10 protein-coding genes are annotated in these 15,120 nt (G+C 68.3%); 7 read left to right on the forward strand and 3 right to left on the reverse strand.

The annotated features are described in order from the left end of the window. Positions 1 to 26: 26 nt before the first annotated feature. Both AC6I0Y_RS01455 and AC6I0Y_RS01460 read right to left on the reverse strand, forming a co-directional pair. Positions 27 to 1,118, reverse strand: coding sequence for a methyltransferase domain-containing protein (locus AC6I0Y_RS01455; RefSeq protein WP_497732564.1), 1,092 nt, complete (start codon positions 1,116 to 1,118; stop codon positions 27 to 29). 462 nt (positions 1,119 to 1,580) lie between these two features. Further along, positions 1,581 to 2,225 (reverse strand): TetR/AcrR family transcriptional regulator, encoded by a 645-nt coding sequence (locus AC6I0Y_RS01460; RefSeq protein WP_497732566.1) that lies wholly within the window; start codon positions 2,223 to 2,225, stop codon positions 1,581 to 1,583. Positions 2,226 to 2,346: 121 nt separating this feature from the next. Between AC6I0Y_RS01460 and AC6I0Y_RS01465 the strand changes: the two genes are divergently transcribed. After that, entirely contained in the window at positions 2,347 to 3,267 is a 921-nt protein-coding gene (locus AC6I0Y_RS01465) for an AEC family transporter (RefSeq protein ID WP_497732568.1), read from the forward strand. Between the two features lie 309 nt (positions 3,268 to 3,576). Here AC6I0Y_RS01465 and AC6I0Y_RS01470 read toward each other — a convergent pair whose 3' ends face one another. Then, a complete protein-coding gene (locus tag AC6I0Y_RS01470) occupies positions 3,577 to 5,196 on the reverse strand; it encodes a helicase HerA-like domain-containing protein (protein ID WP_497732570.1) in 1,620 nt (539 codons plus the stop codon). 243 nt (positions 5,197 to 5,439) lie between these two features. Between AC6I0Y_RS01470 and AC6I0Y_RS01475 the strand changes: the two genes are divergently transcribed. The 6 genes from AC6I0Y_RS01475 (at position 5,440) to AC6I0Y_RS01500 (ending at position 15,033) form a co-directional block, all read left to right on the forward strand. Continuing rightward, positions 5,440 to 7,422 (forward strand): DHA2 family efflux MFS transporter permease subunit, encoded by a 1,983-nt coding sequence (locus AC6I0Y_RS01475; RefSeq protein ID WP_497732572.1) that lies wholly within the window; start codon positions 5,440 to 5,442, stop codon positions 7,420 to 7,422. A 1,285-nt stretch (positions 7,423 to 8,707) separates the two neighbouring features. Next, positions 8,708 to 10,666, forward strand: coding sequence for a molecular chaperone HtpG (htpG, locus tag AC6I0Y_RS01480; RefSeq protein ID WP_497732575.1), 1,959 nt, complete (start codon positions 8,708 to 8,710; stop codon positions 10,664 to 10,666). Between the two features lie 200 nt (positions 10,667 to 10,866). Further along, positions 10,867 to 12,009, forward strand: a complete 1,143-nt coding sequence (locus tag AC6I0Y_RS01485) for an ABC transporter substrate-binding protein (RefSeq protein WP_497732578.1) — start codon at positions 10,867 to 10,869, stop codon at positions 12,007 to 12,009. A 93-nt stretch (positions 12,010 to 12,102) separates the two neighbouring features. Beyond that, entirely contained in the window at positions 12,103 to 12,981 is an 879-nt protein-coding gene (locus AC6I0Y_RS01490; protein ID WP_497732580.1) for an ABC transporter ATP-binding protein, read from the forward strand. After that, a complete protein-coding gene (locus AC6I0Y_RS01495) occupies positions 12,978 to 13,898 on the forward strand; it encodes an ABC transporter permease (RefSeq protein WP_497732583.1) in 921 nt (306 codons plus the stop codon). Before AC6I0Y_RS01490 ends, AC6I0Y_RS01495 begins: the two co-directional genes overlap by 4 nt. A 34-nt stretch (positions 13,899 to 13,932) precedes the next feature. Next, complete coding sequence (locus AC6I0Y_RS01500) at positions 13,933 to 15,033, forward strand: biotin synthase BioB (protein ID WP_160710030.1); 1,101 nt, start codon at positions 13,933 to 13,935, stop codon at positions 15,031 to 15,033. Positions 15,034 to 15,120: the final 87 nt, after the last annotated feature.

Here is a 15,120-nt window from a genome sequence, read left to right on the forward strand (position 1 = left end):
TGGCGCAGCGGGCGCGCCTGGGCTGGCTAGCAGCAGCTGGCCTGGATGGGGCGGTCATCCTCGTCGAGGACCCCCTCGAAGTCGGGCGCCGTCTTGATGATGGCGTCGCCGTGGATGTCCCCGTAGTGGACGGAGCGGTCGCCGATCACCGTGATGACCTTGGCATAGCGGCAGCCGTCCAGGCCGAGCGCCGACACGTTGTCGCACACGGGGCACTCCTGGTTGGCGGGGAAGCGGATGTCCTTGTCGAACAGGAAGAAGTCGGGGTATCCGGGCAGCGAGCCGTCGTAGACCACCTTCTCGCCGTAGTTCTCGCAGTGGTCGCTCGTCAACTCCGAGGCGAGCAGGCGGGAGGTGATGGTGGCGAAGGCGATGCCGGGGTAGACGGCCTGCTCCTCGGCGGTGAGCGGTGTCTTCCACGTCATGACGTAGCGCGGGTCGTGGAAGCCGGCCGCCTGGGCCATGCGGCGGAAGTCCTCGACGAACAGGGCGCCGCCCAGCCGCTGGGCCACGTTCTCCACCTGGTCGGAGACGTCCTGGGGGATGCGCCGATCGGTGTACACGTCGGTGAAGTACCACTCGCCCTGGGGCTTGAGGATGCGGCGCACCTCGCGGATGTAGGCGCCCTTGTCGGGGGAGAGGTTGAAGGTGCAGTTGGAGATGACCACGTCCACGCTGCCGTCGGGGATGAAGGAGAGGTCCTCGGGCACGGCGTTCACCAGCTCCACGTTGGCCTGGTCGTAGCCGAACTGGCGCATCTCCTGGGCCAGGTACTTGCGGGCGATGCCCAGGCGCTCGGCGTCGGGCTCCACGCCGATGACCTTGCCCGCGGGGCCCGCCAGCTGGGCGGCCAGGTAGGTGTCGCGGCCGCTGCCGCAGCCCAGGTCGACCACCGTGCAGCCCTCTAGCAGCGGCGGCAGGGGAGCGCCCAGCTCGTGGAAGGTGTTCTTGATCTCGGCCGCCACGTTGAACAGCAGCTCGCGTGCCTCGACGGGGATGGTGCCGTCAGCATCGCGGGTGCGGGCCGTGGCCTGGGGGTCGCGCGGGGAGGCCGCGGCGATGGCGGCGTAGTAGGCGGCATAGTCGTCGCTCTTGCGGTAGTAGGCCTCGTAGTCCATGGCGCTTCCTTTCATAGTTGGCGTATGGCTTCTAATGGATAGTGATTAATACTTGACATAGTCTATCATGTTATGGGGACGGCGCAAGGGGCGCGCAGGGGGCTGGCAGGAGGGGGGGCGCTGACGGGCGGGAAGGCGCCGCGCGGGTGCCGGCGCGCGGGCGCCGATGCGCGGGGGACGCTGGCTGGCGGCGCGGGCGCGAGGGGCGTGCCGTCGGAAGGGGCGCCGCCGGGGGCGTGTTGGCGCTGGTGTGCGGACGGCGTGCGCGCGGGAGCGGCGCGTTGGCGGGCGCGGCGTGCGCGCGGGGCGCGTTGGCGGGTGAACGACACGCTGGCGGCGCCGGCGCAGGCGCGCGGGGGCGGCGCGTTGGCAGGCGCGGCGTGCGCGGGGCGCGCCGTTGGGTAGACGACGCGCTGGCTGGCGGCGCCGGCGCAGGCGCGCGTGCGGGCGCGGGATCGTCGCCTACCGAGTGCGCAAGGCGTTCATTCCGCCGCGGATGAACGTGTCGATGGCCGCCTGGGCCCGAGGCCAGCTGTCGTCTCGGTCGTGGGCGAGGGCCGCGGCATAGCAGCCGGTCATCTGGAAGCGGTAGAGCGTCCGGGCCAGCTCGCCGTCCAGGTCGAGCGCGTGGTAGGCGTTGAGCGCAGGATTGTCCTCGTTCTCGATCAGGGCGAGCACCGTGGGCAGGAACAGCGGGTCGCGCACCAGGGGACGCCAGCGTCCGCCATCCCGAAGGGCCACGCAGAAGGGCACGCTCGCTGCGGGGGCCGTCCCGCCGTCCGTTTCTCGTAGGGGCGCCTGATCCTCCGCAGGGCCGCTTCCGTCGCCTCGGGGCGCTGCCTCATCCTCGCCGGTGCCCAGAACCTCCCGGCAGGCCGCGCAGCGCAGCTGGGCCGGCAGCGGGCGCACCTCGCGCAGGAAGTCGCGGACGAGGGCGGTGAGCACACGCTGGGTATTGGCGTAGTGAACGTAGAAGGTGGAGCGACTCACGCCAGCCTCGGCGGCCAGCTCGGCCACGGTGACCTGGGCCAGCGGCTTGGCGGCCAGCAGGCGCAGCAGGGCCTCCTTGATGGCGTGGCGGGTGCTCTCGATGCGGCGGTCGGTCACGGGGCTCCTCGGGGTGGGCGGTACTTTTCGGACACATTGTACGACTTTGTTCAGCATCGTGCCGCCTGCGCGGATAACGTAACGGGCTGAGACTGTCGGCGGCCCGAGGAGCGATGCGGCGATGATATTCGAGATAACCCTAGAGCGCATGATCGTGTTCTTCCTGATACTGGCGGTGGGCTTCGTCGCCGCCAAGCTGAACGTCATCGGGCGAGACTACCTGCCGAGCCTGGCCAAGCTCATCACCAAGGTGCTGCTGCCGGTGATGATCTTCTACTCTACCTGCGTTGGCTGCACGCGCCAGGCCCTCTTCGACAACCTGGCCATGGTGGTGCTGGCCGCGCTGTTCTACGCGCTGGTGTCGCTCGTGCTGTTTCTGCTGGCCCGTGTGCTCCGGCTGCCCCACGACAAGGATCGTGTGTTCCAGTTCTGCTTCATCTTCGGCAACACGGGGTTTGTGGGCATCCCGCTGCTGGCAGCGGTGTTCCCCGAGGCGGGCCTGCTCTACATGATGCTGTTCTCCCTGGTTGACCAGGCGGTGTTCTGGACCTACGGGGTGTGGCTGGCCACGGCCCGCGATCGGCAGGTGGCGCGTTTCAGCCCGCGCTCGCTCGTGACGCCTAACACGGTGGCCATCGCGGCGGCTTTGGTGTTCGTGCTGGCGGACATCCCCCTGCCGCGGCTGGCGGCGCTCACCTTGGGCACCATCAACAACGCCACCAGCGCGCTGTGCATGATGTACCTGGGCGCGCTCGTGTGCTTCTCGAACGTGGGCGCCGTGCTGCGTCGCCCCGAGCTCTATGTGGGCGTGGCGGTGAAGATGGTGGCGCTGCCCGTGTTGGCCGGCCGGCTGCTGGCGCTGACGCCGCTGCCGGGCGACCTGGTGTCGGCGCTGGTCATCATCATGGCGCTGCCGGTGATGACGGTGGTGCCCATGGTGGTCGCCCAGAACGGCGACGAGGGCGAGTACGCCACGGGCATCACCGTGGCCACCCTGGTGGCGAGCGTCGTGACCATCCCGCTGACGGTGCTTCTGGCGTGACGGCGCGGGCTGTGCATGGAATGGGGCGGAAAAAGGCCATTTACTTCGAAATTCCGAGGCTGCGCTCTCCGTTTGTCGCGTGGCCGCTGACGTTTTCCCAGGTGGCAAGAGCGGGTTGCTCTCGTCGAGGGTAGATCGAGCCTCTGGGGGGCCTGAAAGCCTCGGAATTTCGAAGCAAATGGCCAGAATGCGGCGATTCCGATGCATGGGGGCGCCGCGACGCCTCCCCGGGTGCGAAACGGCGAAGTTCGCTGGCCTCCCACGACCGCCCCGCCCCCCCCGACCGCGCTGCGCCCTTGGGAGGCGCCCCTAGCGCTTGAGCGCGCCGAAGAGCCCGCGCACTAGCTGGCGGCCGGCCTCGCGGCCTATCTGCCCCAGCACGGAGCTGGCGGCCTTGGCGGCCTGCGCCCGCTGGCGCTCGGCCTCGCGGGCGGCCCGCTCAGCCTCCTTCGCGGCGGCGACGCGCGCTCGCTCGGCCTCCTTGGCCAGGCGCTCCCGCTCGCGCTCGGCGGCCTTCTGCGCCTGGGCGTCCTCGGCCGCCCGCTGCGCCTCGAAGGCGGCGCGCTCCCGTTCGAGCGCCTTCCGCTCGGCGGCCAGGGCGTCGGCCTCGGCGGCTGCGGCCCGCTCGCCGGCGATGAGCTCGTAGGCGCTCTCGCGGTCGATAGCCTGGCCGTACTTGGCCGCTAGGGGCGCGGCGGCCTCCAGCGCGGCGGCCATCGTCTCGGGCGGCGCGGCGCCCATCGAGCACTCTGGCGGCAGCACCTTGGCGCGCTGCACCACGCTTGGCCGGCCCTCTTCGTCGAGCAGCGAGACGAGCGCCTCGCCGGTGCCCACCTCGCCGAGCGCGGCCTCGGCGTCGAGGTCGGGGTTGGCGCGGAAGGCGGCCGCCGCGGCGCGCACGGCCTTCTGCTCGGCAGGGGTGTAGGCGCGCAGCCCGTGCTGGATGCGGTTGGACAGCTGGGCCAGCACCTCGTCGGGGATGTCGGAGGGCGACTGCGTGATGAAGTACACGCCCACGCCCTTGGAGCGGATGAGCTTCACCACCTGCACGATGCGATTCACCAGCTCCTTGGGCATGTCGTCGAAGAGCAGGTGGGCCTCGTCGAAGAAGAAGACGAAGCGCGGCCGGTCGCCGTCGCCCACCTCGGGCAGCGTCTCGAACAGCTCGCTGAGCATCCACAGCAGGAACATGGCGTAGACCTGGGGGCTCGTGATGAGCCCCGCGGCGTTGAGCAGGTTGACGTAGCCGCGGCCCGTCTCGTCGCAGGCGAACCAGTCGGCCAGGTCGAGGGCCGGCTCGCCGAAGAACACGTCGCCGCCCTGATCCTCCACGGCGATGAGCGCGCGCAGGATGGCGCCGACGGACTGGGGCGACACGCGACCGTACTCCAGCTCGAACTCCTTAGCGTGCTCGCCCACGTAGTTGAGCAGGGCGCGCAGGTCCTTGAGGTCGATGAGCAGCATGCCGCGGTCGTCGGCCACGCGGAACACCACGTTGAGCACGCCCTCCTGCACCTCGGTGAGCCCGAGCAGTCGCGCCAGCAGCACCGGCCCCATGTCCGACACGGTGACGCGCACGGGGATGCCCGGCCCGCCCAGCATGTCCCACTGGCGCACGGGGCAGCCGGCCGGCGCCCAGCCCGGCGCGCCCAGCTCGGCGGCGCGGGCGGCCAGCTTGCCATTGGCGTCGTCGGCGGCCTGGGCCATGCCGGTGACGTCCCCCTTCACGTCGGCCATGAACACGGGAACGCCCGCCTGGGAGAACCCCTCGGCCATCACCTTGAGCGTAACGGTCTTGCCCGTGCCCGACGCGCCGGCGATGAGCCCGTGGCGGTTGGCCTGGTCGAGCCGCAGGAGGCAGGCGACGTCGAGAGGGGAGCCCGCGGCATCGACCGCCTGGGCCATCCGGATGGTTCCGTCTTCCAGCATGGGGGATCCTTTCGCGCGGGAGGGGCCGGCGCTATCGTAGCATCGCCCCGGCGCTGTCTTCGGGCTGACGTGCGACTGTGCGGCAGCCGTTAGCTGGCAGAAACGCGCCCGCAGGGCTCATTGGCATTCGCCCGCGCGGGTCGGCGGACCTGTTTTCTTGGCCCGCTTGCGAACTTTTCCCTTGCCCGGTCCCGATGGGGCCGCTAGCATCGGAACATTCGCTTTTTTACGGATTCTAAGCAAATGAGAGTGAGGTTAGAGCTCATGACCCTTGGTGTTGGAAGAAAAGAGCTGGTGATGGTGGGCGTGCTGCTGGTGGGCGTGCTGCTGGCGGTGCTCAACCAGACGCTGCTCTCCCCGGCGCTGCCGGCGATCATGGCCGACCTGGAAGTGGATGCCACCACCGTGCAGTGGCTGACGAGTGGCTATTCGCTGGTGGAGGCCGTCGTCATCCCGCTTTCCGCGTACCTGATCGGCCGATTCTCCACGCGGCAGCTGTTCATCACGGCCTTCGCGCTGTTCACGGCCGGCAGCTTGGCCGCTGCTGTGTCGCCGAGCTTCTGGGTGCTGCTGCTGGGCCGCGTGCTGCAGGCGGCGTGCACCGGCATGGCCATGCCCATGGTGTTCACGGTGATCCTGCTCGTGTTCCCCCGCGAGAAGCGCGGCACGGCCATGGGCGTCATCGGGCTCATCATCGGCTTCGCCCCGGCGGTGGGGCCGTCGGCGGCGGGCCTGCTGGTGGATTCCGTGGGCTGGCGGGCGCTGTTCGCCATCGTGACGGCGCTCTCGGTGGTGGTGATCGTGCTGGCCGTGGCGGTCCTGCGCAACTACGGCAGCTTCGCCCGCGCTCCCTTCGACAAGCTCTCGGTGGCGCTGTCCACCGTGGGCCTCGTGTGCCTGCTCTACGGGCTGTCTACCTTCGCGTCGTCGGATAACCTGGCGGTCACCGCGGCGCTCATCGCGGTGGGCCTGGTGCTGTGCGCCCTGTACGTGCGGCGTCAGGTGACGCTGCCCGAGCCCATGCTGCAGGTGGGGATTCTGCGTTCCAGGAACTACGCTATCGCCGTGGTCATCATCGTCATCGTCCAGGCGGCGCTCATGGGCACGGGCGTCATCACGCCGCTCTACGTGCAGGGCGTGCTGGGCTTCTCGGCCACCATGTCCGGTGTGGCCATGCTGCCCGGCGCGCTCATCGGCGCCTTCATGGGACTGGTGTCGGGGCGCCTGTTCGACCGCTTCGGCGTGCGCCGCGTGGTCATCCCCGGCGTCATCGTGGCCGTGCTGGGCGCCTCGGGGCTGGCGCGCCTGGGCATCGACAGCAGCTTCCTCAACCTGACGCTCACCTATACCGTGCTGGTGGTGGGCCTGCAGTTCACCATGACCCCGCTCAACACCTGGGGCGTCAACTCCCTGGATAACAGCGTCATCCAGCATGCGCAGGGCGTGTCCAACACGCTCAACCAGGTGGCGGCGTCCATCGGCACGGCGGTTCTCGTCTCCATCTCGGCCCTTGCCCCGATGGTGGCGCCCCAGGCCGCGCCGCTTGAGCAGAGCTACCTGGGCGACCACATGGCCTTCATCGCCACCTTCGCCCTCATGTGCGTGGCGGGCCTGGTCATCCTGTTCCTCGTGCGCGACCGCAAGGGGGCGCCGGCCACGGCGGCCGAGCGCGGCCAGGAGCCCGTCGACTACTCCGCCGGCTTCGACGGCGTGACGGTGGATGCCACGCGCGGCGAGCGCCTCGACCCCGAGCGCGTCTACGTGGCCGCAGACGTGATGAACCGCCAGCCCGTGTGCGCGAGCGCCGGCGACACGATGGCCGAGGTCATCCGCCTCATGGCCGCCAACGAGACGAGCGGGCTTCCCGTGGTGGACGGCGCCGGCGCGCTGGTGGGCTTCGTGTCCGACGGCGACGTGGCCAACTACCTGGGCAAGACCGAGATCTCGGTGGTGGACAGCACGCTCAACCTGTACCGCTACGTGGACGATACCAAGACCATGGATCGCCTGCGTGCGCTGCTGGCCCTCAACGTGATGGACGTGGCCACCCACCGCGTGGTGTCGGTGAGCGCGGACACGCCGGTGGACGAGGTGTGCCAGCTGTTCGCCAGCAAGCGCATCAAGAAGGTGCCTGTGGTGGACGCCGAGGGCAAGCTCGTGGGCGCCCTCAGCCGTCGCAACATCATCCGCTCGCTGGCCGAGACCATCGATCTGATGGAGAAGTAGACCGCGCCTGCTTCGCGCGCCGTGAGGGGCCGCTCGGGATTCGTCCCGGGCGGCCCCTCGCGTAACAGGCGGGCAAGCGGTCGGGGCGCGGTGTGCGACGCGCGCGGTCGGCTGGGGTACGGGTGGCTGCGGCGGCGGGCTGGGGCGCGGCACGCGGACGGTCGGGGCGCGGTGCGCTGCGGCGATGGGCAAGCGGCTGCGGCGGGCGCGGTGTGCTGCAGCGGCGGGCAAGCGGCTGGGACGCGACGCGCGCGGTCGGTTGGGGCGCGGCGCGCGGGCGGCGGGCGCTGCGGCGGGCGCGGGTACTGGTGCGCGCTGGGATTCCGCGTGAAATGGCCAAAAATGGCGGTCTGACGACAAGAACGGCCCCTCGAAGCGCCTTCCCCGGAGCGCAGGAGACTTGATGGTGAGAAGCGTTCGACGCCGACCTGGGGTTTTGCCGCGGCAGCTCGGCTTCTTCCCGCCGCCTGCGTCGTCAGACCGTCATTTTTGGCCACTTTGTCTCTGATTTCTGGCGCAGCGCAGTCTCGCGAGTGTTTCACGTGAAACAACAGCCCGCCCTGGGCCTCAGCGCGATCCGCGCTCGCCCCCTTGCGATCCCGCAACCCCGAAAGGGCCCACGACCCTCACGCCCCCGCGATCCCCATGCCCCGCGACCCCGCGACTTCACAACCCCACGAGGGCCCACGCCCCCCACGTCCCCGCGGCCCCCATGCCTCCACCTTCCCTCGCGCGCTGCTCACACCCCCCCCCTATGCCCCGCCCCCTCACGTCCCGCGGCCCCCACGCCCTCACGGCCCCCGCGACTCCCACCCCCCTCTCTCACGCGTAGTCCGCCCTCCCTCCCCCTCACGCCCCCCCGTGCCCCCACGCCCCCCGTGCCCCCACGCCCCCCACGCCCCGCGACCCCCGCGACTCCCACGCCCCGCGACCCCCCACGCCCCCGCGCTTCCTCGCGATCCCCGCCCCCGTGCCCCCGCCCCCGGCTCCTCATCGATCATAGGGAAAACTTGATAGGTATTGACTTAGGTTTTCTTCTCCTTACAATGTGCTATTAGCAAACGAGCAAGGAGAGTGCTAACGCGGTCTTGCGGGGCGGAAACGATTCCGTGGCGCTTCGTGGCGCCGCGGGCGCGCGGCCGCAGCCGGGCCCTAGGCTCGACGGCGGCGCCTGTCGACGCCCGCCGCGACTGCGCTCGGCTGCCAAGACCGACGCCTGCTGCAGTCGCCCCAGCTGACGGCGCGCTCCTCGCACCATCTCTGACAGGAAAGAAGGAACACAAGCATGCGCAAGTTCAAAACCGAGAGCAAGAAGCTGCTCGACCTCATGATCAACTCCATCTACACCAACCGCGAGATCTTCCTGCGCGAGCTCATCTCCAACGCCTCGGACGCGGTGGACAAGCTCTACTTCCGCAGCCTCACGGATGACTCCGTGCAGATCAACCGCGCCGACCTGGCCATCACCGTGGCCTTCGACGAGGTCGCGCGCACCATCACCGTGTCGGACAACGGCATCGGCATGACCAAGGACGACCTGGACAAGAACCTCGGCACCATCGCCCACTCCGACTCCTACGAGTTCAAGGCCGCCAACGCCAAGAACGAGCCGGGCGAGGAGAAGGGCCTCGACGATATGACCGACGTGGACATCATCGGCCAGTTCGGCGTGGGCTTCTACTCCGCGTTCATGGTGGGCAAGAAGGTGCGCGTCGTCTCGCGCGCCTACGGGTCTGACGAGGCCTGGGCCTGGGAGAGCGACGGGGTGGAGGGCTACGCCATCGAGGCTGCCGAGCGCGCCGGCCACGGCACCGACGTCATCATCTACCTGAAGGACGACGCCGGCGACGAGACCTACGGCGAGTACGCCACCGAGTACGGCCTGACCGACCTCATCAAGCGCTACAGCAACTACGTGCGCTATCCCATCCAGATGGAGGTCACCAAGAGCCGCATGAAGCCGCGCCCGGCGGACGCCGATGACGAGTATATGCCCGAGTTCGAGAACTACACCGAGGTGGAGACCGTCAACTCCATGGTGCCCATCTGGAAGCGTAAGGGCTCCGAGGTGTCCCAGGAAGAGTACAACGAGTTCTACAAGACCGACTTCCATGACTACGAGGACCCTGCCCGCACCATCACCGTGCACGCCGAGGGCACGCTCAACTACGACGCGCTGCTGTTCGTGCCGTCTCACGCGCCGTTCGACCTGTACACCAAGGAGTACAAGAAGGGCCTGGCCCTCTACAGCTCCAACGTCCTCATCATGGACAAGTGCGAGGACCTGGTGCCGGACTACTTCAACTTCGTGCGCGGCGTGGTTGACTCGGCCGACCTGACCCTTAACATCTCCCGCGAGACGCTCCAGCACAACGGCCAGCTGCGCGCCATCGCCCGTCGTCTGGAAAAGAAGGTCAAGGCCGACCTGGCCGCCCTGCGCGACGACGACCGCGAGGCCTACGACAAGTTCTTCGAGCAGTTCGGCCGCACGCTCAAGTTCGGCGTCTACTCCAGCTACGGCATGGCCAAGGACACCCTGGCCGACCTTCTGCTGTTCTACTCGGCCAAGCAGAAGAAGATGATCACCCTCGACGAGTACCTGGCCGACGCCCCGGCCGACCAGGAGTCCATCTTCTTCGCCGCCGGCGAGGGCCTGGAGCACCTGGCCAAGATGCCCATCGTCACCACGGTGCTGGCCAAGGGCTACGACGTGCTGCTATGCACCGAGAACGTCGACGAGTTCTGCATGATGGCGCTCGGCGACTACGCTCGGAAGGACAGTGACGAGGAGAAGTCCTTCCCCCTCAAGAACGTGGGCAGCGAGGACCTGGGGCTGACCACCGAGGAGGAGAAGAAGGAGGCCGCCGAGGCCACCGAGGAGAACCGCGAGCTGTTCGACGTGATGGCCGAGGCCCTGGGCGGCCGTGTGGAGAAGGTGGTCGTGTCCACGCGTCTCACCGACGCGCCGGTGGTGCTGACCACCGAGGGCGCCGTGTCGCTCCAGATGGCGCAGATGCTCAAGAACGCGCCGGGTGCCGAGGATGCCCCCAAGAGCCAGGTGGTGCTGGAGGTCAACCCCAAGAGCCCCGTCTTCGACACGCTCAAGGCGGCTCACGCCGCAGGCGATGACGCCAAGGTGCGCACGTACACGGAGATCCTGTTCGACCAGGCGCTTCTGGTGGAGGGCCTGCCCATCGAGGATCCCATCGCCTTCTCCCAGGCGGTCACCGCGCTCATGAAATAGGGGAGAATCCCCGTTTATTCGCCGAGGGCGCCTCCTGCGGGAGGCGCCCTCGCGTATGCTAGGGCTTCCGCTTGCCGCCGGATAGTTGACATGATCTAATATATGACACTATTCTATGTGTGCCATAGTAAACTATAAGCCCAAGGCAATAGGGGAGCGCCGCAGGAGGCGCGGCCGCGGGGGAGAGAAAGGAAGCCCTCATGACGCTCAGCAGAAGAACCTTCGTGAAGGTGGCCGGCGTGTCCGCCGCCACGCTTGCCCTGGGAGGCCTGGCGGCCTGCTCCGATGGCGGCGAGAAGGCCGACGCCCCGGGCGACGCGCCCGCTCAGGCCGGCCCCCAGGACGAGGCGTTCATGAGCGAGGGCAAGGGCGAGCACCTGGTGTGCGCCGTCACCGGCAAGCTCATCAAGATCGCGCCGGCCATCATCGCCCAGCAGAAGGGCTTCTTCGCCGAGGAGGAGTGCGACGTCGAGTTCCAGACCATCGCGCTGGCTGACGCCATGGCCTCCATGTCGGTCAACCGCCTGGACATCGACTTGTTCGGCGTCGTGCCGGCCTGCTCCTACGTGTCCCAAGGCGCCGAGATCTACGTCTTCGGCGGCACCATCCTCAACGGGTCGGAGATGCTCTCCACCGAGGCCTTCGACCGCGAGCTCAAGACGGCCGAGGACTTCCGCGGCCTGCGCATCAACTGCTCGCGCGAGGAGACCGGCCAGATGGCCCTCAAGAACTATCTGCAGGAGGCCGGCCTCACTCTGGGCGAGGACGTGTTCTTCGAGTACGTCGACAACAACACCACCGCCATGGAGGGCCTGCGCTCGGGCCAGTGCGACCTGTTCGTCACGAACAACGCCATGGGCTATTCGCTCGGCGTCGATGGCATCAAGGTGGCCGGCATCGTGCGCGACGTGACGGGCGACTACCCCTGCTGCCGCCAGAACTGCTCGGCGGAGGCCTACACGTCCAAGTACCTGTCGCTCGTCGACTTCGAGGTGGCCATCCTGCGCGGCTACGACTACTACCTCAACAACAAAGACGAGGTCATCCAGATGCTCTGCGACTACTCGAGCCAGGAGCCGGACTACGTGGAGGCCGCCATGTACGGCACCGACGCGTACCGCAACGTGATGAACCTCTCGCCCGACCCGCACACCAAGGACGTCAAGCAGTTCTACAAGGCGCTCCAGAACATCAACGAGATCGATCCCGACTCACCCTATGACATGGAGCCCTACGCGGTGTCCGGCATCTACCGCAAGGCCCTCGACATCCTGCTCGACCGCGAGCCGGACAACGAGACGTACAAGGCACTCGACGCCGAGTTCGCCAAGAACAACGACTAGGAGCGACGGCCCGCCACCGCACGGGCCGCTTCGGCGCGGACGCCCGCGGAGGCGTCCGCGCGCCTTCGGACGGAAAGGAAGCAGAGGAGGAAGATGGGAGCGCTCGTTCTCGATGATGTGTGCTTCGCCTACGAGGATGACCTGAGCGTCCGGCGCCGGCGAAGGGGAAAGGGCACCGAGCCTGCGAGCCTTGTTCTCAAGCACCTGGATCTGACGGTGGCCGACGGCGAGTTCCTCTGCCTGGTGGGACATTCCGGCTGTGGGAAGACCACGCTCCTGCGCACGCTCGCCGGCCTGCAGCGGCCCACGTCCGGCTCGCTTTCCATCGACGGAAAGCCGCTCGACGGCCCGGGGCTCGATCGCTCGGTGGTGTTCCAGAACTACTCGCTGTTCCCGTGGATGACGGCGCTCAAGAACGTGGAGTTCGGCGTGCGCCAGGCCTCCGTCGAGCTGGGGCGCGGCCTGACCAAGGCGCAGATAACCGAGGTCTCGCGCGAGTACCTGGCCAAGGTGTCCATGGCCGACGCGGCCGATCTGCACCCCTACCAGCTGTCGGGCGGCATGCAGCAGCGCGTGGCCATCGCCCGCGCGCTCGCCATGGACACGGAGATCCTCCTGTTCGACGAGCCCTTCGGCGCGCTGGACGTGCGCACGCGCCGCGAGCTGCAGGCCCTCATGAACCGCCTGTGGATGCAGGAGGATCGTGACCGCAAGAAGACAGCCGTCTTCGTCACCCATGACATCGACGAGGCGCTGCTGCTGGCCGACCGCATCGTGTTCATGAGCGGTGGCCGGTTCTTGGCCGACATCCCGGTGGCCGCCGCGCGCCCGCGCGATCCGGAGGACTTCCTGCGCCGCCCCGCCGTGCGCCTCATCCAAGACGAGCTTCTCGGGCTGTTCTACGATGCGGAGGAGACGAGGCGGGATGTGGCCGAGCGCGAGCTGGTCTTTGGCGAGGGGGGTGTCCTATGAGACGGATAGCCGTCGAGTTCGCCGTCGCCCACGTGCTGATGGCAGCGCTCGTGGGCGTGGTGCTGCTCATGCCCGATGCGCGCAAGGTGTATCCCTGCGACGCGTTCCTCGTGGCCATCGCGCTCATCGAGGCGGCCTACCTGCTCGCGCTCTTCCGCGGCCGGCGCCTCGATCCGATGCCCTCGGGGTCGTCCGACATCGTGTGCGCCGTGTGGGTGCTTCTGCTTGTGTGGGAGCTCGCGTCCACGAAGCTCGGGGTGGCCCACAGCGTGCTCATCCCGTCGCCGGAGAACGTGTTCTACGTATTCGAGCGCTCGGGCCCGGAGCTGTGGGGCAACGTGGTCTCGTCACTCGAGCTGCTGGTGACCGGGTATGTGCTCGGCACGGTGCTCGGCGTGTTCCTCGGCATCGTGGTGGGGTGGGTGCCGCGCCTGCGCGCGATGTTCTACCCCATCGCCAACGTGCTCGCGCCCATCCCGTCGGTCATCTTCACGCCGTTCCTCGTCATCCTCATGCCGACGTACCGCTGGGCGGCCATCATGGTCATCCTGCTGGGCGTGTTCTGGCCGCAGTTCCTGTCGATGATCCTGCGCGTGGGCTCGCTGCCCGCCGCCATCACCGACAACGCCCGCGTGCTCAAGGTGAGCAGCTGGACGATGATCACCAAGGTCATCCTTCCGTTCATCGTGCCGGACGTGCTCGGGAACATGCGGGTGTCGCTGACCACCGGCTTTCTCATGCTCATGTACGCCGAGAGCTTCGGCGCGAAGTCGGGCATCGGCTACTGGATATCCAACGCCAACGTGTTCGCCAACTACGCGAACATCGTGGCGGGCGTCATCACCTGCGGCATGACGGTGACGGCGCTCAACTACTTGACGGCATGGGCGCAGAAGCGCTTCACCACCTGGCGGTAAGGGGCCGGCGCGGCCCGCAGAGAGAGGGAGAGACATGAACCAGGAAACCAAGGCGCTTATTGACCGTGTGTTCGACGAGGGGTCGCGCGGCGCTTCCCAGCCCCGCGAGGTCATCATCGCGCTGCTCGAGCTCGATCCGGCGTCGGAGGAGGTGGCCTACCTCAAGGAGCGCGCTGCCGAGCTGGCCCACCTGGCCACGGGTAACAGCGCGTCCATCGCGGGGGCCATCGGCGTGGATCTGTGCAGCTGCGACATGAACTGCAAGTTCTGCTCCTTCGGCACGGCCTGGGGCCTGGTGGAGGAGGACGTGATCTACTCCAAGGAGGAGATCATCGAGCTGGTGCGCGAGTACGTGGAGGCGGGCGTCACCACCATCACCCTGCGCTCGACGGAATTCTACGACCTGAACGTGCTCTCCGAGTGGCTCGCCGACATCCGCGCGGCGGTGCCGGGCAGCTATCTCATCAACCTCAACGTGGGTGAGATGAGCCCGGCCATGGCCGAGGCCGCCTACCAGGCCGGCGCCACGAGCGCCTACCACGTGGTGCGCATGCGCGAGGGCATCGACACTCCCTTCGACGTGGGTCTGCGCTGGCAGACCATCGACGCCATCAGCAACTCGCCGCTGCGTTGGCTGACCTGCGTGGAGCCTTTGGGCGTGGAGCACACCAACGAGGAGATAGCCGACCGCATCCTGGAGAACCTGGCCCACCGCCCCTATGCCATGAGCGTGATGGCCCGCGTCAACGTGCCGGGCACGCCCTTCGAGGGCATGGAGGCCATCAGCGAGGAGCGCATGCTGCACCTGCTGGCAACGCTGCGCCTGGTGGTGGGCACCAAGGTGCGCAGCTGCGGCATGCATCCGGCCACGCCCGCCGCGCTCTATGCCGGCGCCAGCAGCTTTACCGTCGAGCGTGGCGCCAACCCGCGTGACACCTCGTTCAACACCGAGGTCTGGCGCGGGTTCACCGTGGAGGAAGCCAAGGCGCTCATCGAGGAGGCAGGGTTCGTCTGCCGCTCCGAGAACCCCGACCCGCGCTTCCCCGCCGAGGGAAAGCCGTGGTGGAAGGTGGGAGACCCAGCCGATTACGTGATGCCCGATCCCACCGGGCCGTGCTGCGGGAAGCACAGCTAGGGCGGCGCGCGACGCTGGATTGGCGAGGGGCCCGGTCGAAGTCGACCGGGCCCCTCGCGTGTGGGCGTCGCCGGGGCGCGACGCTGG

Source organism: Adlercreutzia sp. St.1H8, assembly GCF_059728655.1.

Bases quoted from the DNA above. Each gene is read 5' to 3' on its own strand.
- AC6I0Y_RS01475 (WP_497732572.1), top strand. From the start codon at position 5,440: ATGAGAGTGAGGTTAGAGCTCATGACCCTTGGTGTTGGAAGAAAAGAG.
- AC6I0Y_RS01500 (WP_160710030.1), top strand. From the start codon at position 13,933: ATGAACCAGGAAACCAAGGCGCTTATTGACCGTGTGTTCGACGAGGGG.
- AC6I0Y_RS01495 (WP_497732583.1), top strand. From the start codon at position 12,978: ATGAGACGGATAGCCGTCGAGTTCGCCGTCGCCCACGTGCTGATGGCA.
- AC6I0Y_RS01455 (WP_497732564.1), bottom strand. From the start codon at position 1,118: ATGGACTACGAGGCCTACTACCGCAAGAGCGACGACTATGCCGCCTAC.
- AC6I0Y_RS01490 (WP_497732580.1), top strand. From the start codon at position 12,103: ATGGGAGCGCTCGTTCTCGATGATGTGTGCTTCGCCTACGAGGATGAC.
- AC6I0Y_RS01465 (WP_497732568.1), top strand. From the start codon at position 2,347: ATGATATTCGAGATAACCCTAGAGCGCATGATCGTGTTCTTCCTGATA.
- AC6I0Y_RS01485 (WP_497732578.1), top strand. From the start codon at position 10,867: ATGACGCTCAGCAGAAGAACCTTCGTGAAGGTGGCCGGCGTGTCCGCC.
- htpG (WP_497732575.1), top strand. From the start codon at position 8,708: ATGCGCAAGTTCAAAACCGAGAGCAAGAAGCTGCTCGACCTCATGATC.
- AC6I0Y_RS01470 (WP_497732570.1), bottom strand. From the start codon at position 5,196: ATGCTGGAAGACGGAACCATCCGGATGGCCCAGGCGGTCGATGCCGCG.